This is a genomic window from Clostridioides sp. LIBA-7678, from assembly GCF_056716065.1.
On the sequence record NZ_CP196987.1, the window covers coordinates 1,282,246 to 1,303,215 of the forward strand.

Here is a 20,970-nt window from a genome sequence, read left to right on the forward strand (position 1 = left end):
ATTTGGGTATTATATAGTGGTAAGGTAATACCTAAAAAAATTAGCTGATTTAGTTAGATTTTTAAAAGATTAAAAAATATATGCTTATACTTAACAATATAATTGATATGTATTTTTGTTTGATATAATTAAGAAAAAATTTTGATATGAGCTTATTTTACACAACAGAGTAATACATATAAAGAGTAGTATTTATTTCATTACCTTCTTTATCTGTTCCGATAGGGTCTTGTAGAGATACTTGAGTTTTATTTTTTTTGTTGGATCTAATATTCATTAAAATCTCATTTTCAATACATCTAGAAGCATACGTTGCTAATCGAGTTCCTTTATCTATGTTATAAGTTTCTATAGCTTTTATTAATCCTATTGTACCTATGGATATTAAATCATCTTGGTCTTCCGTCGAATTATTATATTTTTTTGCTATATAAGCTACTAATCTCATGTTTCTTTCAATCAATGTATCCTTTGCACTTTTATCATTTTCTATTTTAAATTTAGTTAAATACTCAATCTCTTCTTCAGGGGTTAAGGGTTTTTCAAAAGATTTAAGAGCTGCCAATAGGTCACCCCCTTTTCAACGGTCACTTTAAATTATATGAAGAAGACTTATCCAAGTTGACTGTTATCTAATAAAATAATATGTATACTTTTAGAATTTAAAACATATATTTACAAACTTTTGACCATAATATAACATAAAAAATGAGAACTTAAGTTTAAGTTTTTGTTGTATATATATGAAACAAGATGAAGGAATTATTAACTTATTCAGTATAAATTGAAATTTAAATGTCAATAAATATAAAGGAGAAAGGATTATAAACAGTGAAACAAAGTTTTTCACTAATCATGCATAATTGTTTATTTGGATGATATTGATTACAAAGCTAGATTAGTAGGGGTAGTTAATATTATTAAAAATGAAGGTGGTGTACTAAAATGAAAAAAATTATATAAGATATTTATAAAGAAAATTTATAGTTAAATTTTTATATACTTTTTATATACAAAAAATTATTGAGAGGTTTTTATTATTGAAAACAAAAAAGAATGGTTTTATATCAATCGAATGTATAATAAGTATTGCTATATTATATGTTACTGTTTATTTAGTGTCGACATCTTTATATAGTTGCTATAGTTTTGTATGTAGAAATGCATCTGATAGAGAAATGTTAAGCACTGTAAAAAAATATATGGAAGATGAAAAGTACAGAATAAAAAATAGTAAATATGAGTTGATTGAGAATGGAACAAATAAAAATTACATAAATGGATATGAAGTTATCAGTACAGTAAAACAAATTTTAGATTATTATCAATGTTATGAAATAAATATAGAAATAAAAAATAATTTTAAAAAATTGAGGTTTACTAGTTATGTCACTAGACAATAGAGGTTCTATATTAATAATGACATTGATAATATTTTCTATTATAAGCACTGTGTGCATTATGTCTATAGGATTAATTTATACACATAATAATATATATGAGTTAGAATGTAAGGACATTCAATTAAAAGAAACTTCTTTGAGTGGAATAGAATTATCAATAAGTAATGTATATTCTTGTGTAAAGGAAGCTATTAATATATCAAATAATGAAGACGAATTTAAAACATATTTCTTAGGAAATAATATGATTAATTGTATAAAAAAAATAAAAGATACATCTTATAGCAACTTAGACAAAGTTTCTTTAAAGGTAGAGAATAATACTATATATGATAGAGGAGATTTTTTTGAATTAGATATAACAAGTACAGTTAAAGAGAAAAACTTTTTAAAAGTCATAAAAGTGAGGGTGAAAATTAAAAATCCATGGGTAGGGATTGATATTGAAGATTATATGGATGAGTCTCATAGTAAGGTATTTAATGAATATAAGCTATTTGAAGAAAATGAAATCTTAAATGAATTTGAAGATGCGAGTGAAAATATGAATAATCAAGAACGTGAAGAGTTTACAGACGAAGAAATTAAACAAGATATAATTGAAAATATAAAAAAGAATTTTGATGAAAAAAATTTAGTACATGTGTATAAGTATAGAGGTGTATAACTTTGAAAAAAGAAGGAATGTGACTGTAGTAGAATTAGTGGTATCTATTAGTATAATATTATTGATAGCTACATTATCGTTTCCAAAAGATAATCTTGAAAATCAAAAGATAAATTTATTTGCACATCAACTCTGCTCAGATATAAGATATGTTAGAAGAATTAATATGTTTAGTGATTATGATACGTATATATATTATATAAATCAAGATAAACATGAAGGATATGTATTGAGGAAAGATGGTAAAAATGTTAAATCTATAGTACTGCCTAAAAATGTAAAGATAGCAAGAAGTATAGACATAATAAAATTTAAATCTGATGGCTCACCTCAAAAAGCATCTACAATAGAGATATATAATCATAGACTAAGAAAAACTATAACAATAACACCTGTAAGTGGAAGAGTACTTCTGAAAGAGGGAAAATATGAAACGTAAACATGGTTACTTACTTTTAGAAAGTATAGTATCATTAGCTTCAATTGTAATATTGATAATGGTTTTATATTCTGTATTTGTGATTACAATAAATTTAAAACTTAAAATAGAAGATAACATAGAATTACAACAACAAAGTCTTGAAATTGTAAAATCTATGGAAGGAATTATTAGTAATTCTATGGGAATAATAAATCTATCTAATAATGAAGAAAGTTTTAAAAGAACAACATCTATAAAATGCAGATATGTGGATGAAGGTTTAACTGATAATGAGGAATATATAAGTAACAAAGAAATTATATTAAATGAAAGAAGAAATAAGCTATTTGTAAATTCTTTAAATGGTGAAAGTAGTCAAGCAGGTGGTTATGAAATTGGAGATTATGTAGATGAAATGTATGTGTCGATGTCCAATAATGGCCAATATGTTAATATAAAATTGAAATTATCAAAACGTAGTCAAAACTATGAAACTAAATTCAAAATAAAAATATGGAATTTTAGTGAAAGCATATGAAAACACATAAGTTTGAGAAAAAGAAATAACATCAATAAATCATATAAAGCGTAATTATTGAGAACTATATAATTAAATAATATCAACATATAAAATGTATAGACTAAGATTGTAGAGGAGAATAATAAAAATATAGAATAAGTAATTTGCCAAATACTTGTTTATATTGTATAACTTATGATATTATGATATTAGTAAAAATTTGTAATCCTGACTTGACAGAATTCAAGTAAGAGATATAATTTTAAAGGCATAGTAATGTAAAATTTACTAAAAAATAAGAAATTTATTTTAATATGGAGGAACAAGAAATGGTATCAGCAGGTGATTTTAGAAAAGGTGTTACATTTGAAAAAGATGGACAACCATGTTTAGTAGTTGATTTTCAACACGTTAAGCCAGGTAAAGGAGCTGCTTTCGTTAGAACTAAATACAGAAACTTAAAAACAGGAGCTATAAGAGAAGAAAGTTTCAATCCAAGTGAAAAATTCCCTAAAGCTGTTATAGATACAAGACAAATGCAATATCTATACAATGATGGTGAGTTATATTATTTTATGGACCAAGAAAATTTTGAACAAATACCATTAAACTATGAGCAAGTTGAAGATGCAATTAAGTTCTTAAAAGAGAATGAAGTTGCTACAATAAGATTTTATCAAGGGCAACCATTCCAAGTGGAAGCTCCAAACTTTGCAGAGTTAGAAGTTATAGATACAGAGCCTGGTATAAAAGGTGATACAGCAAGTAATGTAACTAAAGCAGCTACAGTTGAAACTGGAGCAGTTGTTCAAGTTCCATTATTTATAAATACTGGAGATAAAGTAAAGATAGATACTAGAACAGGTGAATATTTATCAAGAGTATAAAACTTTATGTATATAAAAGCTTATATGTCTTAATAATATAAGATATATGAGCTTTTAGTTTATATATAAAAAAGAAAGCGAGGGGTGTTACATGAAACATTTATATGAAGAAGTTGCATACTTAAAAGGCCTAGCAGAAGGACTAGAAATAAGTGCTGAAAGCAAAGAAGGGAAAATGATACATAAAATAGTTGATGCATTAGAAGTATTTGCAGATGCTATTGTAACATTGGATGAAGAGCAAGAAGAACTTCAAGATTTTGTTGAATCTATAGATGAAGATTTAGCAGATTTAGAAGAAGAAATCGCTGACATGGAAGATGATCTTTATGAAGACGATGAAGATGATGACGATGAGGACTTCAGCTATATAGAAATGGAATGCCCAAATTGTGGAGAGTTAGTAGAAATAGACGAAGATTTATTATATGATGATGAAGTGGATGTTGTTTGTCCTGATTGTAAGGCTGTAATATTATCATCAGAAGATGATTGTGATGATGATTGTGCATGTGGTGGTTGTTCAAGTTGTGATGATAGAGAGTAAAAATTCATAAGAAATAAAACTGCCTATGATGCCTATGAGATAATTTTGTTTCATAGGTAGTTTTATTTTTATGAGGAAGGGTATTGTGTATTTTGGTTTTGCAATACTTGGACAAAAATAGTACACTAGAATTTATAGAATAGGATTTTGGAGGGATGTAGTTATGAAAATAAGTAAAAAATTACTAGATAATATACAAAGATTTGAAAATGTTATAAATTATAAATTTAAAAATAAAGAATATATACTAGAAGCTCTTACTCATAGTTCATATTCTAATGAAAATAAAAAATATAATTTTAACGAAAGATTGGAGTTTTTAGGGGATTCAGTTTTAGGTATAGTGATAAGTGATTATTTATTCAATGAAGAAACTAATCTACCCGAAGGGGAACTAACTAAACTTAGAGCAAATATAGTTTGTGAAGATTCATTGAGTGAAGTAGCTAATGATATAAATTTAGGTGTTCACATGTTATTAGGCAGAGGAGAAGAGGCAACTGGAGGAAGACATAGAACTTCAATACTAGCAGACGCATTTGAAGCTGTAATAGCTGCGATATATCTTGATGGAGGCTTTGAAAGTGCAAGACAGTTTATACTGAATTATATGGAAAATATAATTTATGATTCAAGAAAAGGAAATATATTCAGAGACTATAAAACACATCTTCAAGAAGTGTTACAAGGGAATGGCGAAAATAATATTTGGTACAGGCTTATAGAAGAAAAAGGGCCAGACCATAATAAAAGATTTGTAATGGAAGTTGGAATCAATGAAGATGTTCTGGGTATAGGAGAAGGTAAGAGTAAAAAAGAAGCTGAACAATTAGCTGCTAAAGTAGCTTTAAAGAAAAAATTATGGGAAAAATAAATGTAATATGTAAAAATATAAAAAGAAATATTTATATTAGAAGGATGTTGTAGATGAAAAAGAGAATTATACCTATATTTGTTCCTCACAAAGGGTGTCCTCATGATTGTATATTTTGTAATCAAAAAAAAATAACAGGTGTGAGTACTGATGTTACAAGTGAAGATGCAAGAAAGATAATTGAAGAATGTTTAGAGACTATAGATAAAGATGCTGATGTAGAAATAGCATTTTTTGGTGGTAGCTTTACTGCGATAGATATTGATATACAAAAAAGTCTGTTATCAGTTGCCAAAGAATATGTAGAAAAAGGAATTGTGAAAGATATTAGAATGTCTACAAGACCAGACTGTATCAACGAAGAGATACTAAGTATGTTAAAAGACTATAAGACGAGCATAATTGAACTAGGAGTACAATCTTTAGATGAAAAAGTATTATTAGATAGTATAAGAGGTCATCAAGCAGAAATTGTATATAAGAGTTCAAAAATGATAAAAAATAGTGGAATTAAACTTGGTTTGCAGATGATGATTGGTCTTCCAGCTGATACAGAAGAAAAATGTATATTTACAGCAAAGAAATTTGTAGAGCTAAAACCAGATTGTGTTAGAGTGTATCCAACTTTAGTAGTAAAAGATACAGGGCTTGAAAAATTGATGGAGCAAAATGAGTATAGTCCATTTACTCTTGATGAAAGTATAAGTGTAGTAAAGAAAGTTCTTGTATTGTTTTATGTTAATAATATAAATGTAATAAGAGTTGGACTTCAAGCTACTGATGATATACAAATTGGGAAAGCTGTTTTAGCAGGACCATATCACCCTGCATTTAGAGAATTAGTAGAAGCTGATATGATAAAAGATTATTTGGAATTTATTATTTTACAAAATAAAGATGTAAAACAAATGTTGGTGAAATCAAATAAAAAGAATATTTCTAAGATAATAGGAAATAAAAAAACAAATGTGAAGTATATGAAAGAAAAATTTGGTGTGATTTTAAAAACACAAGAATCAGATTTAGATATAAATCAATTAGAAATTGTGTTAGATGGAAAAAGTTTAATTATTGCTAATATGATAGACATTCATAGAAAATTGTATGACATTTATGACCTTTAGTTTTAACGATGAAGGGAGAGAAACGATTTGTATTTAAAGAGACTAGAGTTAAAGGGATTTAAATCCTTTCCAGTGAAAACAGATATTATTTTTAAAGAAGGAATAACAGCTATAGTAGGGCCAAATGGAAGTGGAAAAAGTAATATATCTGATGCTGTAAGATGGGTATTAGGAGAACAGAGTATTAAGAGTCTTAGAGGGGATAAACTTGAAGACGTGATATTTGCAGGTACAGATACAAAAAAACCTATGAATTACTGTGAAGTTGCTCTTACCATTGATAATTCTGAGAATCAATTGGAATTAGATTTTACAGAAGTAACTATAAGAAGAAGAGCTTATAGAAATGGTGAAAGTGAGTTTTTTCTGAACAATAAGAGCTGTAGATTAAAAGATATAAAAGAAGTCTTTTTAGATACTGGTATTGGAAAAGATGGTTATTCAATCATAGAACAAGGAAAAGTAGACGAAATATTAAGTAATAATCCTTTAAGTAGAAGGAAAGTTTTTGATGAAGCATGTGGTATATCAAAGTATAGATATAAAAAGCAGGAAGCAGAAAGAAATTTAAGTAATACAAAAGAGAACTTAGAAAGAATAGATGATGTATATATAGAAATTGAAAATCAATTAAAACCTCTTTTTAATCAACAAACAAAAGCAAAAAAGTATTTGGAAATAAGTGAGAAGTTGAAGATATTAGAAGTAAATAGCTTTATAAGAGAAATCGAAGGAACAGAAAAAGAATTAAGTGAGGTTAATGAGCATAGAAAAGTTATTGAAAAAGAACTTAATGAAAAAGAAGAACAAAAAAGTATTGTAGAGAAAAAACAAGAAGACATCAATAAAGAGATAGATGTATTACAAGATGTAATTGAAAAGTCTGTAGATTATATAAACTCGATTAAAGGGGTTATATCAAAAAAAGAATCTCAAATAAATTTAATTAAAGAAAGAATAAGAAATTTCACGAATGAAATTCATAGAAAAAGTTCAGAAATAAATGATATAAAAGAAAAGCTAAATGAAAATAAGCAATACATAAAAGACTTAGAAAGTAATAAATCATCAGGAAATGAAGAACTATCTATTTTACAAGAAAATATAAAAGTGTTGGAGTCTAGTAAAGATAAACAAAAAATGAAATTGGAATCTTTAAATAATGATATAGAGTTATTGAAAGAAAGTATAATAGATATATTAAATAAGAAACAAGAGTTTAGTAATAAGTTGTCTACCTTAAATGCAAATAAAGAAAATATGAATATAAGAGATGAAAATATAAGCTCAGAAATAGCAGAATTAAATAAGAGTATTGAAATAAAGTCTCTTGAATTAGACAACATAAGTGAAGAATTTAATATGCAAAATGATGATTTAAAGAATGTAAATAATAGAAATAGGGAATTAGCAACTAATTTACAAGATACAATTAGTAAATACAACGAGCTAGAAGGTGAAATACAGAAAAGTAAATATAATCTAAATGGATATAATTCAAAATTAAATGTCTATGTAGATATGGAAAATCATTATGAGGGATTTAATAGAGGTGTAAAAGAAGTCCTAAAAAATAAAAGTTTAAAAGGCATTCATGGAGCACTAGGTCAAATTATAAATGTACCTGAACAATATGAGAAATCTATAGAAGCAGCTTTGGGTGCATATATGCAGAATATAATAACTGATGATGAATTTAGTGCTAAATCTGCAATAAATTATTTAAAGCAGAATAATTTAGGTAGAGTAACCTTTCTTCCATTAAATATAATTAAATCAAACAAAATAAGTTTAGGAAATTTAAAAGCAAATACTAAATTTATAGGAATAGCAAGTGATTTAATTACATTTAATGAAAAGTATAGAAATATAATTGAGAATATACTTGGAAGAACTATACTTATAAATAATATAGATGAAGGTATAAAATTTGCAAAAGAAACTGGTCATAGATTTAAAATAGTGACTTTAGATGGTGAAATATTAAATCCAGGAGGTTCTTTGACTGGAGGAAGTTTAAAAACTAATGGTAATATACTATCTAGAAAAAGATACATCAATGAATATACAGAAAAGATAAATAACATTAAAATTGAGATTTCAGACTTAGAATCAAAAAGAGAGTCTCTAGACAAAAATATAAAAGATATAAAAAATGAAATTAATTCGTATGAGAATAAAATAAAAGATTTAGAAAAAAGTATAATAATAAAAAGTACAAGTATAAAGAACATTGAATCTGAAATTGAATCTTTAAAAGGCAGTATTACTAAATTAGATAATGAAAAGAATGATTTGAACTCTAATTTAAATTACACACTTGAAAAAAGTGATATTGTTGAAAAAGATATGGAAGAATTAGATAATATATACAATCAAAATAAAGAAAAAATTGATAGTTTAAATGATGAAATAAAAAAATATAATGATTTATATGATAAGGAAAAGTCCCAATTTGATGAATTAAACTTAACCTTAGTAAAGAAAAGAGAAGTTTATAATAGTATAGTCAGAGATATAGAAAGAATAATTGGAGAAAATTCTGAGCTAGAAGAAAAAAATAAACAATTAGAAAAATCATTGAACTATGAAGAACAAGAAATAATTAAATTGCAAGATTCTATATCTATTGAAGAAAAAGAAAAAGAAAACCTAACAAAACAATTAGGAGATAGTAACAGAAATCTTGAAACTAGAAAAATAGCTAAAGATGATTTGAAAAATAGTTTTGATGAAATCAATAAAGAATTAAAAGCTATAGATAGACAACATATAGAACTTAAAGAAAGTTTATTTAAGGTTGGTGGAAGATTAGAAAGATTAAAGACTAGTCAAGACACATATGTAAATAAGTTATTTGAGCAATATGAGCTGACTTTAGTACAAGCATTAGAAATAAAAGATGAAAATTTAGATATAGATAGAAAATTCTTAGAAAATTTAAAGAGAGAAATAAGAAGTCTTGGAAATATAAATATAGATTCTATAAAGGAATATGAAGAAATAAAAGAAAGATACGATTTTTATAGTGAACAAAAACAAGATTTAGAAGAATCTATGGAAGAGATAGAAAAACTTATACATACATTAGAAGAAAATATGAAATCTGAATTTGAGATTAAATTTGAAGAAATAAGTAAAAACTTTAAGTATGTGTATAAGAGATTATTTGGTGGAGGTTGTGGAGAATTAACTATTTTAGATAAAGAAAATTTATTAGAAAGTGATATACTAATAACAGCCCAACCACCAGGTAAAAAAATGAAAAATCTAAATCTATTGTCTGGTGGAGAAAAAGCTTTAACAGCAATAAGTATACTCTTTGCTATATTAATTACAAAACCAACACCTTTTTGTATATTAGATGAGATTGAAGCACCACTTGATGATGCAAACATATTTAGATTTGGAGAGTTTTTGAAGGATTTATCTAAAGAAACACAATTTATATCGGTAACACATAGAAGAGGGACTATGGAAGCTGCTGATTATATTTATGGAGTTACTATGCAAGAAAAAGCCATTTCAAAAGTTATTAGCTTAAAATTAAAAGAAGCTCAAGAAATAACAGATATTATATAACTTAGATTGACATAGGAGGAAGAACAGTGTTAAAAAAATTATTTGGTTTTGGAAAAGACAAAGAAAAGGAACTGGAAAAAAAGGATGCTGAGCCAGAAGAAGAAATAGAAAGTAGTATTGATAACCTAGAAAATGTAGAAGAAACTATTTTTTCAGGCCTTGAAGAAGAAGTTATAGATAAAATAGAAGATATTGAAGAAAAAACCGAAGAAGATGCCACTAATGAAAGTACTGAACAAGATGAAAAAGTAGAAGGCCAGTTAAAAATTAATGAACAAGATGTAGAAACTATTTTAAGTGATGATTCTAAAGAAGATAAAATAGAAGAATTAGAAAGCCATAATGATGAAACTGAATCTGAAGAGATGGAAGATAAAGAAGAAAAAAAGATTAACTTGTTTGAAAGGTTAAAACAAGGATTAACAAAAGCAAAGCAAGGAATAACTGATAGAATAGATGAGGTTTTAAAATCATATACAAAAGTAGATGAAGATTTACTTGAGGATTTAGAGGAAATTTTAATAACAGCAGATGTTGGTGTAAATACAACTATGGATATAATTGAAAAACTAAGAGATAAAATAAAGCAAAAAGGTATTACAGAGCCTATGAAAGTAAGAGAAGAGCTTAAATCTATAGTAGAAGAGATTCTTACAAATGAAAACTCTATATTAGATATAGAACCAGCACCATGTATAATTCTAATGGTTGGTGTAAATGGAGTTGGCAAAACTACTACAATAGGTAAACTAGCAAATAAATACAAAAAAGATGGTAAAAAGGTTTTATTAGCAGCAGCAGATACATTTAGAGCAGCAGCTACAGAGCAATTGGAAATTTGGGCAAATAGAACGAATGTAGATATAATAAAGCATCAAGAAGGAGCAGACCCTGGAGCAGTAGTATTTGATGCTATAAAGGCAGCCAAGGCTAGAAAAACAGATGTATTAATATGTGATACAGCGGGAAGATTACACAATAAAGCTAATCTTATGAATGAGCTTGGAAAAGTATTTAAAATAGTAGATAGAGAATTTCCAGAGGCAAAACGTGAAGTACTTCTTGTAGTAGATGCAACAACAGGTCAAAATGCAGTCGTTCAAGCAAAGACATTTAAAGAAGTTGCAGACATAACAGGTATAGTGCTTACAAAACTTGATGGGACTGCAAAAGGTGGAGTAGTACTTGCAGTAAAATCAGAAGTAGATGTACCTGTAAAACTTATTGGAGTTGGAGAAAGAGTAGAAGACCTGCAAGATTTTGATGCAAAATCATTTTCAGATGCATTATTTGGTAACTAGTATTCTTTTAAAAATAATGGTTGACAAGAGTGTTTATATGATATAAAATACAATAGTGTAAAGTAGATAACCTTTACAGTATACTGCTAGGAAGTGTAAGATATGAATATAGAAAAAATGGTCGAAATTGGATTGTTATTTGAACAATATAAAGAATTATTAACTGACAAGCAGAAAGAAATAGTAGCTCTATACTATGAAGAAGATTATTCTTTAGGTGAAATTAGTGAAAATCTGAATGTATCAAGACAAGGTGTGTATGATACTTTGAAGCGTTCAGAAAAAATACTAAGAGATTATGAAGAAAAATTACACTTAGTATCTAAGATTCAGGAGCAGGAAAAAAATATTAAAATTATAAAAGATAAAATTATTGACATTAAAGAAGATTTATTGCACAATAGAGATTGTGCTAATTTAATCCCTAAGCTAGAAAATATAGAAGATGTATGTAGGGAGATGATAAAATGATATTTGAAGGATTGTCTGATAAACTACAAGGGGCATTTAGTAAGTTAAAATCAAAAGGAAAACTTACAGAAGTAGATGTAAAAAATGCTATGAGAGAAGTTAAACTTGCTCTTCTTGAAGCAGATGTTAACTTTAAAGTAGTTAAAGATTTCATAAAAAAAGTTCAAGAAAGATGTGTTGGACAAGAAGTTATGCAAAGCTTAACTCCAGCTCAGCATGTAATTAAAATTGTAAATGAAGAACTTACAAGTTTAATGGGGGATGTACAAAGTAAAGTAATGATTTCCTCAAAACCTCCTACAATTTTGATGATGGTTGGACTGCAAGGAGCAGGTAAAACTACTACAGCAGGAAAGCTTGGAGGATATTTTAAAAAGCAAGGCAAGAAACCTTTATTAGTAGCTTGTGATATTTATAGACCAGCAGCAATAAAGCAACTTCAAGTTGTTGGAGAAAAATTGGATATACCCGTATTTAATATGGGAGATAAAGAAAATCCTGTAAATATTGCAAAGGCAGGTTTAAGCCATGCAATTAAAAATGCTAATGATTTAGTTATTATAGATACAGCTGGTAGACTTCACATAGATGAAGTGCTTATGGATGAATTAAAATCAATTAAGTCAGAAGTTAAACCACATGAAATACTTTTGGTTGTAGATTCTATGACAGGACAAGATGCTGTAAATGTTGCAGAAAGTTTCAATGAAGCTCTTGGTGTTGATGGAGTAGTCTTAACTAAATTGGATGGAGATACTAGAGGTGGTGCTGCACTTTCAATAAGAGCAGTTACACAAAAACCTATAAAATTTATGGGTATGGGAGAAAAACTAGATGATATAGAGCCTTTCCACCCAGATAGAATGGCATCAAGAATACTAGGTATGGGAGATGTCTTAAGTTTAATAGAAAAAGCACAAGAAAATATAGATTTAGAGAAAGCCAAAGAATTAGAACAAAAAATAAAAAAACAAGAACTTGATTTTGAGGATTTCTTACAACAAATGGAACAAATACAAAATATGGGACCTCTTGACAAGATAATTGGTATGATACCTGGTATGGGAAATGTAAAAGACCAACTTGGAGATGTAGATTTGAATGGCAAGGAAATGAATAGAACTAAAGCCATAATTCAATCAATGACTACATATGAGAGAAGAAACCCAGGAGTATTAAACGCTTCTAGAAAGAAAAGAATAGCTAGAGGTAGTGGAACTAGTGTACAAGATGTAAATAGACTTATAAAACAACTTAATGAAATGAAAAAAATGATGAAGATGTTTGCTGGTTCGCAAAAAAGTATGAAGAAAAGGGGCGGCTTAGGCGGTTTACCTTTTTTTAAATAAAATATAAAAAAAGTAAAAATTATTCGGAGGTGACTGTAATGGCAGTTAAAATAAGATTAAAAAGAATGGGAGCTAATAAAAAACCTTTCTACAGAATAGTAGTAGCTGATTCAAGAGCTCCAAGAGATGGAAAATTTATAGAAGAAATAGGATACTATAATCCAGTTTCTGAACCTAAACAAGTAAAAATAAATGATGAAAAAGCTATAAAATGGTTAACTACTGGTGCTCAACCAACAGAAGTAGTTAAAAAATTACTTGTGAAAAATGGAGTAATAGAAAAATTCGAAGCTTCTAAACAAGCAAAATAATTTTTCTTAGCAATTAGTTTAAGTAAATACTCATTGCTGAGGTTACTTTAGGAGATGAAATATATGAAAGAGCTAGTTGTAGATATAGCTAAGGCTCTAGTTGATAATCCTGATTCAGTTGTCGTTGAGGAATTTGAAGATAATGGCGGTATAGTCTTAAAACTTACAGTTGCTCAAGATGATATGGGTAAGGTTATTGGGAAGCAGGGAAGAATAGCTAAAGCTATAAGAACTGTCGTAAGATCTGTTGCAAATAGAGAAAATGTAAAAGTTTCTCTTGAGATAGTGTAAATAGGAGGATTAGGTATAATACCTAGTCCTTTTTATATAATTATATGTAGTTTTAAGAATTTATGATGATATGAGTATATAAGATTAAATTTTTTAAGAAGGTGATAACATGAAAGAAAAAGTAACTCATTTTAAGATAGGTCAAATAGTAAATACACAAGGTCTAAAAGGTGAGGTAAGAGTTTATCCACTTACTGATGATATAGATAGATTTGATGAATTGAAAGATTTTTATCTAGGAAAAGATTTAAATAATAAGTGGATTGTTGAAAAGGTAAGATACAAAGGTTCTATGGTTATAATGAAGATAAAGGATATAGATAGTATAGAAAAAGCAGAAAAACTAAAAAATAAATTTATGTACGTGTCTAGGGAAGATAGTAGAGAACTTGAAGAAGGCGAATTTTTTATAGCAGATATGATTGGTATGGAAGTTTTAACTGTAGACGGAAAATATGTAGGAGTGTTAGAAGATGTACTTCAATACTCTGCAAATGATGTTTATGTAATAAAAGGTGAAGAGGATAAAGAATTCATGATACCAGCTATAAAAAAATTTGTACCTACAATAGACATTGATGACAGAAAAATGATTATAGACCCTATTAAGGGAATGATAGATTAGGTGGCAATATGAGATTTCATATAATGACGCTTTTTCCAGAAATATTTAATTCATATATGAATGAGAGTATAATGAAAAGAGCAGTTGAAAAAGGTGTAATTGAAGTTCATATATATAATATAAGAGATTTTTCTGATAATAAACATAAAAAAGTAGACGATTATCCATTTGGAGGAGGAGCTGGTATGGTAATGACTCCTCAACCGATATATGACACGTATAAGCATATAATAACAACTCATAATATAAATAATCCAAGAGTAATTTATCTAACTCCAAAAGGAAAGGTATACAACCAATCTATAGTGAAGCAAATGTCTATCAAAGAGGATATAATACTGCTATGTGGTCATTATGAAGGTATAGATGAAAGAATAATCGATTTAATTGTAACTGATGAAATTTCAATTGGAGATTATGTACTAACTGGAGGGGAACTTCCAGCACTTATAATGATAGATTCTATATCAAGACTAATACCAGGTGTATTAAATCAAGATGAATCTTTTGAAGAAGAATCATTTAAAGATAATTTGTTAGAGTATCCTCATTACACTAGACCTAGAGATTTTGAAGGATTAAAAGTACCAGAAGTGCTTTTATCAGGTAATCATAAAAAGATAGATGAGTGGAGAAAAGAAGAATCTATAAGAATAACTAAAGAAAGACGATTAGACTTATATAGAAAATCTAAAGAAAAATAAAAATACAAGAAGTAATCAATATACATGTATACAATAAAGTACCTATAAATGGAATTAAAAACGTAAAAGTGCTTGTAATAACTATTGAAGTATAGTATAATATAAAATGTTGAAAATACGGGCGTTCCTCTGTTTACACTGGTCGGGTAGTTAAGAACGTCTATGATATTTAGGAGGAAGAAAGATGAATGAAATGCTAAGAGCAATTGAGCAAGAACAATTAAAAAATGAAGTTCCTAATTTTGGACCTGGGGACACAGTTAAAGTACACGTTAGAATTATAGAAGGAAAAAGAGAAAGAATACAAGTATTCGAAGGTGTAGTATTAAAGAGACAAGGTGGAGGAGCAAGAGAAACTTTCACAGTTAGAAAAATGTCTTTCAATGTTGGTGTAGAAAGAACTTTCCCAGTTCACTCTCCAAAAATAGAAAAAATAGAAGTTACTAGAAAAGGTAAAGTAAGAAGAGCTAAACTAAACTACTTAAGAGGTAGAGTAGGTAAAGCTGCTAAGATAAAAGAAGCTAGAAATAGATAATTAAAAACTTTACTTATAAATGGGGGGCTGATTTATCAGCCCTCTTTCTATTTTAATGAAAATTATAGTCAATAATTATATCAGAAATAAATAGAACTATTTGTTGAAATATACATTATTTATTTATGAATTTATAACTTTTAAAATGAAAAATAAAATTGATAAATATTGAATTATATTTTGAAATAATATTAAAATAAGAAGAGAATATTATGTAAAGTATGATGTTAAAAGCATGACAATACAGTGATTTAAATAAATTTATTTTTTAATTATAATTAAGGAATAGTAATATAATATTTTAAAGGAGTGATATATATGTCAAATGAATATGAAGAGTATCTTATGGATGACAATCTACATATAAACTGGTATCCAGGTCATATGAAAAAAACTAAGGAGTTAGTAAAAAACAATTTAAAATTGATTGATGTAGTTATTGAACTATTAGATGCCAGAATACCATTTAGTAGTAAAAATCCAGATATAGATAAGCTTGTAGGAGATAAACCAAGGGTAGTTGTACTTAATAAAAGTGACATGGCAGATAGAGATAAATTAAATCAATGGGTAGAGTACTATAAAAAAATTAACATAAAAGCTATACCAGTTGATACAATAAAAGGAATTGGTATAAATAAGATAATAGAAGAATGTAAGAATGTAACTAGAGAAAAAATGGACAATTTAAAAGATAAAGGTAGAAAAGAAAGAGCTATACGAATAATGATAGTTGGGGTCCCAAATGTTGGTAAATCATCTCTTATAAATAAATTAACAGGTAGAAAAAGTACTCAAACAGGAGACAAGCCAGGAGTAACTAAAGGGAAGCAATGGGTTAGGTTAAAAGGGAATCTTGAACTTTTGGATACACCTGGAATACTTTGGCCTAAGTTTGAAGACCAAGAAGTCGCTCTAAACTTAGCCTTTAGTAGAGCTATAAAGGATGAAATTTTGGATACTGAGACTTTAGCTTTAAGACTTATAGAGAAACTTATGAAGATAGCACCTGAGAATCTGAAAGCTAGATATAAATTGGAATCTCTAGGAGAAACTCCAATTGAAACTATGGATATGATTGGTCATAAGAGAGGATTCATAACAGGAAAAAAAGAGCTTGATTATGCACGTATAGCTACAACCGTTTTAAATGAGTTTAGAGATGGAAAAATAGGGAATATAACATTAGAAATACCAGAGAATGTTAAAAGATAGATTTTAAAGCCAGGTTAAAAAATTTAACATTATAAAATAAAAAAAACCTTTTCCTTAAGGTTTTTTTTATTTTTTTTAAATATAGGCAAATATTGTCATATGAAAGTATAAATTAGATTAGAAAACCTTTAAAAATATTAATTTAAGACAAATATACCTAATTTTTTGAAAATTAAAATGAATGTGATTATTTCAAATTTTGGTATATTGACTTGCTTGTTTCGTATAATATATAATAAGCACAAATCAATACAATATATTAAAAATTTAATTTATTTAATTTTATTAATTTAATAATAAGTTCTTATTGTTTTAATTAATTTATTTATGCAAGCGTAAACAATTGAGGCATTTTATTAATTTAATAAGGTTAAAAAGGGGGATTTTATAATGGGTAAGACCAAGGATATGATAGTATTTGGATTTGCATTATTCGCAATGTTCTTTGGAGCAGGTAACTTAATATTTCCACCATATTTGGGAATAATTACAGGTCCAGAATGGTTAATTGCCTTCTTAGGATTTACATTTGCCGATGCTGGTTTGGCACTTCTAGCAGTAATGGCTACAGCTAAATTTGATGGAAACGTAATTGAGATGTTTAAAAGATGTGGTATGAAATTAGGGATTCTTATAGGTTGTGCAGATATTTTATGTATAGGACCATTCCTAGCTATACCAAGAACAGGTGCAACAACTTATGAAATGGGTATGATGCCTCTATTTGGAACTTCGATTCCAGTGTTATTATTCTGTGTAGTTTATTTTGCGATATCATATGTATTAACAATAAGACCTTCTAAGGTCGTAGATATAGTTGGACAATTTTTAACTCCAGCTCTTCTAATAGCTTTAGCATTTATAATTATAAAAGGTGTTGTATCTCCACTTGGAGAGATAATCGATAAACCTATGATACCTAATGTATTTGCAGAAGGTATAGGTCAAGGATATCAGACGATGGATGCCTTTGCAGCAATAGCACTTGCATCAGTGTTGATAGTATCTCTAAATGAAAAAGGATATACTTCTATTAGTGAGAAGTTAAAGATGATTGGTAAAGCAGGTGTCCTTGCTTGTGGAGGTCTAGCTCTAGTTTATGGAGGGTTATGTTTCCTTGGAGCAACTGTATCAACAATGTATGGAACAGATGCAGTGCAATCGCAAGTAATAGTAAATATAACACAAGGATTACTTGGTAATGTTGGGAAAGCGATTTTAGCAATAGTAGTATCATTAGCATGTTTAACTACATCTATAGGTCTTACATCTGCTACAGGACAATATTTCTCTAGACTTACAAAAGGAAAATTAAGTTATGAAAAAATAGTTTTAGCTGTATCTGTATTCAGTGCGGTAGTGGCATCTTTTGGTGTTGGGACTATAATAAAGATAGCATCACCTATATTAAGTATAGTTTATCCACCATCAATTGTTTTAATAATTTTAGCATTCTTCAATGAAAAAATTAAGAATGACAATGTATACAAAGGAGCAGTATATATGTCACTGCTTGTAAGTATATTAACAGTTATATCTACTTATGGAGTAAATGTTCCAATAGTAAATTCTTTACCACTTGCTTCATTAGGATTTAACTGGGTGGTTCCAGTTATAATAGCTGGAATAATTGGTAATTTTATACCATCAAAGAGTCAATCTAATACACTTGGAACAAATTAAGCTTTATTCAATTAAAATATGAACCTGTAACTAAAGGAGTTATCTATAATAAATGAAATTATTTATATATAGATAACTCCTTTTATTTTTTCTTTCTATACTAATTGTTTGCTTTTGTTATACAACAAATATAAGAAAATATTGGAAAAAATATATAGTTTATTTTTTAACAATATTAGATGTTAAAAAAAGAACTTTGGAGTAATTTTATAAGTTTAGTTATAAGTATTAGCTGTTTTTTACAAAGATATTATATAAATAAAATTATGACAATAATAAAATAATAAAATAAAATTTAAGGTGTTTGCATATATAAATTAATTAAGCAAAGTACTAAATTGTTTTTATATAGGTATATATTAAGAATTTTTAGTTAATTTCGAAATATAAGTGTGTCGACGTGGATACAAGCAACTGCAAAGTTTAAGTAAGTTGGGAGTTAGAAAATAATTACAATGAAGAAAAGTAAGCTTGCGAATCATAATAAGGAATTTTCAGAAAAAACGATTTCAGAGATAGAAAAGAAGTGGAAAATCTATGAATGTAGAACAATAATTTAGTAAAATTAGAAATCGATTTAGCAAAATAAATACAAAATACTACAAGAATTAACGTAAATAAGAGTTATGATAAAAGGAAAACGATTTTCTAAATATCATAATTTTGAAAATTTAAAAAATTAAAAATCATATTGACGTCTTTTTTTTAGAATTATATAATAAACACAAAATATTTAAAATTTAAATTGAATTATTTAAATTGAATTAAAAAAATTATATATAATATAGAAGGAGGGATATACACTATTACATAAAACAAGTTAAATCAAGAAAAGTTCAAATGATGCTAAAATTAAGAATATTCAAAAAAGTTGGAATTTTTAATTTTGTCAAGAAAAATTAGAGAAAAAATAAAAAACCAATCATGTTTAAAGTATACAGGTTGATTTTATTTAATTAAGAAAGTTGTATTAAATATTGCGAAGATTTTATAAATTATGAAACATAATTGACAAGTTTAAGTCAAAAATGTATAATTAAATAAAATCTCGTCAAAAGGTTTTCATTTAAGAAGAGATTGGACTTATTTTTTAGTAAAATGTAGTAAAAAAGCAGTAAAGTAGTAAAATTCAAAATGGGGGTGCTTTAAATGGGTGAGAAACAAATCAAGTTTAAAGATGTAATTGTAATTGGATTTGCACTATTTGCAATGTTTTTTGGTGCTGGGAACTTAATATTCCCTCCATATCTAGGAGTTTTATCCGGAAGTAGCTGGCTAGTAGCTTTCATAGGATTCCTTTTCGCAGATGGTGGTTTGGCATTATTAGCAGTTATAGCAGCAACTAAGTTTAATGGAGATACATCAAAGATGTTCTCAAGAGCAGGTAAAGGATTAAGTATTGCATTAGGATGTGCAATGGTAATCTGTATAGGGCCACTTTTGGCAATACCTAGAACAGCAGCAACAACTTATGAGATGGGTATATTACCTACAATAGGTTCAGGAATAAGCCCAGTAATATTCTCTATAGTATTCTTTGCTATAGTATTACTTCTAACAATAAGACCATCAAAAGTTGTAGATATAGTTGGGTCAATATTAACTCCAGCTTTACTTATAGCTTTAGCAGTATTAATAGTTAAAGGTATCATATCTCCATTAGGAGAAATAAGAGATAGTTCTCTAATACAAAATGTATTTGCAGAAGGTATCACTCAAGGTTATCAAACAATGGATGCACTAGCAGCTAGTGTATTTGCATCAATCATAATCATGTCAGTAATAGCTAAAGGATACACAGGTGAAAAAGAAAAGATGAAAGCTACAGTAAGTGCAGGTGTTATTGCAGTAATAGGTATGGCACTAGTTTATGGTGGTTTATGTTATCTTGGAGCAACTGTATCTCAAGCATATGGACAAGATGTTCAACAAACAGCTTTAATAGTTGCAATAACAGCATCTTTACTTGGAACTACTGGTAAAGTTTTATTAGCTATTATAGTTGCATTAGCATGTTTAACAACAGCTATAGGACTTTCTTCAGCAGCTGGTCAATATTTCTCAACACTTACAGATGGAAAATTAAAATATGAGCATATAGTTATAGTAGTTTGTGTGTTTAGTGCAATCATATCAAACTTTGGAGTAAGTACAATAATACAATTCTCTGCTCCTATATTAAGTATGGTATATCCAGCAACTATAACTCTAGTTATATTAGCATTATTTAGTAACAAAATTAAAAATGACAATGTATTCAAATGTGCTGCATATATGGCATTATTAGTAAGTGTATTAACAGTTGCAACAAGCTTTGGAGTAAACATTCCTCTAGTTAATAGCTTACCATTTGCTTCATTAGGATTTAACTGGATAGTTCCAGTTGTAATAGCAGGAATAATAGGATACTTTATTCCATCTAAAAGCAGTAAAACTGCATAGTAACAAATAATAATTGAT

The 20,970-nt window shown here is 27.7% G+C and carries 21 protein-coding genes; 20 read left to right on the forward strand and 1 reads right to left on the reverse strand.

The genetic code is table 11. The annotated features are described in order from the left end of the window. Positions 1–157: 157 nt before the first annotated feature. Entirely contained in the window at positions 158–565 is a 408-nt protein-coding gene (locus tag ACTG46_RS06220; RefSeq protein ID WP_074178880.1) for a sigma-70 family RNA polymerase sigma factor, read from the reverse strand. Between the two features lie 475 nt (positions 566–1,040). Here ACTG46_RS06220 and ACTG46_RS06225 point away from each other — a divergent pair, with 475 nt between their 5' ends. From ACTG46_RS06225 to brnQ (ACTG46_RS06320), 20 genes are all read left to right on the forward strand, one after another. Next, the gene (locus ACTG46_RS06225; RefSeq protein WP_176702471.1) at positions 1,041–1,403 is read left to right on the forward strand and encodes a hypothetical protein; all 363 of its coding nucleotides are present in this window, start codon (positions 1,041–1,043) and stop codon (positions 1,401–1,403) included. After that, positions 1,387–2,070, forward strand: a complete 684-nt coding sequence (locus tag ACTG46_RS06230) for a hypothetical protein (RefSeq protein WP_479923770.1) — start codon at positions 1,387–1,389, stop codon at positions 2,068–2,070. Before ACTG46_RS06225 ends, ACTG46_RS06230 begins: the two co-directional genes overlap by 17 nt. Positions 2,071–2,089: 19 nt before the next feature. After that, positions 2,090–2,509, forward strand: coding sequence for a hypothetical protein (locus ACTG46_RS06235; RefSeq protein ID WP_243192793.1), 420 nt, complete (start codon positions 2,090–2,092; stop codon positions 2,507–2,509). Further along, a complete protein-coding gene (locus ACTG46_RS06240; protein ID WP_054269744.1) occupies positions 2,499–3,029 on the forward strand; it encodes a hypothetical protein in 531 nt (176 codons plus the stop codon). The genes ACTG46_RS06235 and ACTG46_RS06240 overlap by 11 nt, the downstream gene beginning before the upstream one ends. Before the next feature lie 311 nt (positions 3,030–3,340). Continuing rightward, on the forward strand, positions 3,341–3,898 hold the full coding sequence (gene efp, locus ACTG46_RS06245) for an elongation factor P (RefSeq protein ID WP_054269745.1): 558 nt from the start codon (positions 3,341–3,343) through the stop codon (positions 3,896–3,898). Positions 3,899–3,989: 91 nt separating this feature from the next. Beyond that, positions 3,990–4,445 (forward strand): CD1247 N-terminal domain-containing protein, encoded by a 456-nt coding sequence (locus tag ACTG46_RS06250; protein ID WP_054276277.1) that lies wholly within the window; start codon positions 3,990–3,992, stop codon positions 4,443–4,445. Between the two features lie 163 nt (positions 4,446–4,608). Further along, positions 4,609–5,319, forward strand: a complete 711-nt coding sequence (gene rnc, locus ACTG46_RS06255) for a ribonuclease III (RefSeq protein ID WP_021383953.1) — start codon at positions 4,609–4,611, stop codon at positions 5,317–5,319. A gap of 53 nt (positions 5,320–5,372) precedes the next feature. After that, positions 5,373–6,443: an elongator complex protein 3 gene (locus tag ACTG46_RS06260; RefSeq protein ID WP_074178884.1), complete on the forward strand. Its 1,071-nt coding sequence runs from the start codon at positions 5,373–5,375 to the stop codon at positions 6,441–6,443. Positions 6,444–6,470: 27 nt separating this feature from the next. After that, positions 6,471–10,025, forward strand: a complete 3,555-nt coding sequence (gene smc, locus ACTG46_RS06265; protein WP_479923771.1) for a chromosome segregation protein SMC — start codon at positions 6,471–6,473, stop codon at positions 10,023–10,025. Positions 10,026–10,051: 26 nt separating this feature from the next. Next, positions 10,052–11,326 (forward strand): signal recognition particle-docking protein FtsY, encoded by a 1,275-nt coding sequence (ftsY, locus tag ACTG46_RS06270; protein WP_074178886.1) that lies wholly within the window; start codon positions 10,052–10,054, stop codon positions 11,324–11,326. A 102-nt stretch (positions 11,327–11,428) separates the two neighbouring features. Further along, entirely contained in the window at positions 11,429–11,797 is a 369-nt protein-coding gene (gene ylxM, locus ACTG46_RS06275) for a YlxM family DNA-binding protein (protein ID WP_003419333.1), read from the forward strand. After that, on the forward strand, positions 11,794–13,146 hold the full coding sequence (gene ffh, locus ACTG46_RS06280) for a signal recognition particle protein (RefSeq protein WP_021383940.1): 1,353 nt from the start codon (positions 11,794–11,796) through the stop codon (positions 13,144–13,146). Before ylxM ends, ffh begins: the two co-directional genes overlap by 4 nt. A 38-nt stretch (positions 13,147–13,184) precedes the next feature. Further along, complete coding sequence (gene rpsP / locus ACTG46_RS06285; protein ID WP_054269750.1) at positions 13,185–13,457, forward strand: 30S ribosomal protein S16; 273 nt, start codon at positions 13,185–13,187, stop codon at positions 13,455–13,457. Positions 13,458–13,520: 63 nt separating this feature from the next. Continuing rightward, entirely contained in the window at positions 13,521–13,748 is a 228-nt protein-coding gene (locus tag ACTG46_RS06290; protein ID WP_054269751.1) for a KH domain-containing protein, read from the forward strand. A gap of 109 nt (positions 13,749–13,857) precedes the next feature. Then, positions 13,858–14,373, forward strand: coding sequence for a ribosome maturation factor RimM (gene rimM, locus ACTG46_RS06295; protein WP_054269752.1), 516 nt, complete (start codon positions 13,858–13,860; stop codon positions 14,371–14,373). An 8-nt stretch (positions 14,374–14,381) separates the two neighbouring features. Beyond that, positions 14,382–15,077 (forward strand): tRNA (guanosine(37)-N1)-methyltransferase TrmD, encoded by a 696-nt coding sequence (gene trmD, locus ACTG46_RS06300; protein WP_054269753.1) that lies wholly within the window; start codon positions 14,382–14,384, stop codon positions 15,075–15,077. A 184-nt stretch (positions 15,078–15,261) separates the two neighbouring features. Beyond that, complete coding sequence (rplS, locus tag ACTG46_RS06305; RefSeq protein WP_021383988.1) at positions 15,262–15,612, forward strand: 50S ribosomal protein L19; 351 nt, start codon at positions 15,262–15,264, stop codon at positions 15,610–15,612. 318 nt (positions 15,613–15,930) lie between these two features. Next, entirely contained in the window at positions 15,931–16,827 is an 897-nt protein-coding gene (gene ylqF / locus ACTG46_RS06310; protein ID WP_054269754.1) for a ribosome biogenesis GTPase YlqF, read from the forward strand. A 390-nt stretch (positions 16,828–17,217) separates the two neighbouring features. Then, the gene (gene brnQ, locus ACTG46_RS06315) at positions 17,218–18,510 is read left to right on the forward strand and encodes a branched-chain amino acid transport system II carrier protein (protein ID WP_074178887.1); all 1,293 of its coding nucleotides are present in this window, start codon (positions 17,218–17,220) and stop codon (positions 18,508–18,510) included. Between the two features lie 1,149 nt (positions 18,511–19,659). Then, complete coding sequence (brnQ, locus tag ACTG46_RS06320; protein ID WP_479923772.1) at positions 19,660–20,952, forward strand: branched-chain amino acid transport system II carrier protein; 1,293 nt, start codon at positions 19,660–19,662, stop codon at positions 20,950–20,952. Positions 20,953–20,970: the final 18 nt, after the last annotated feature.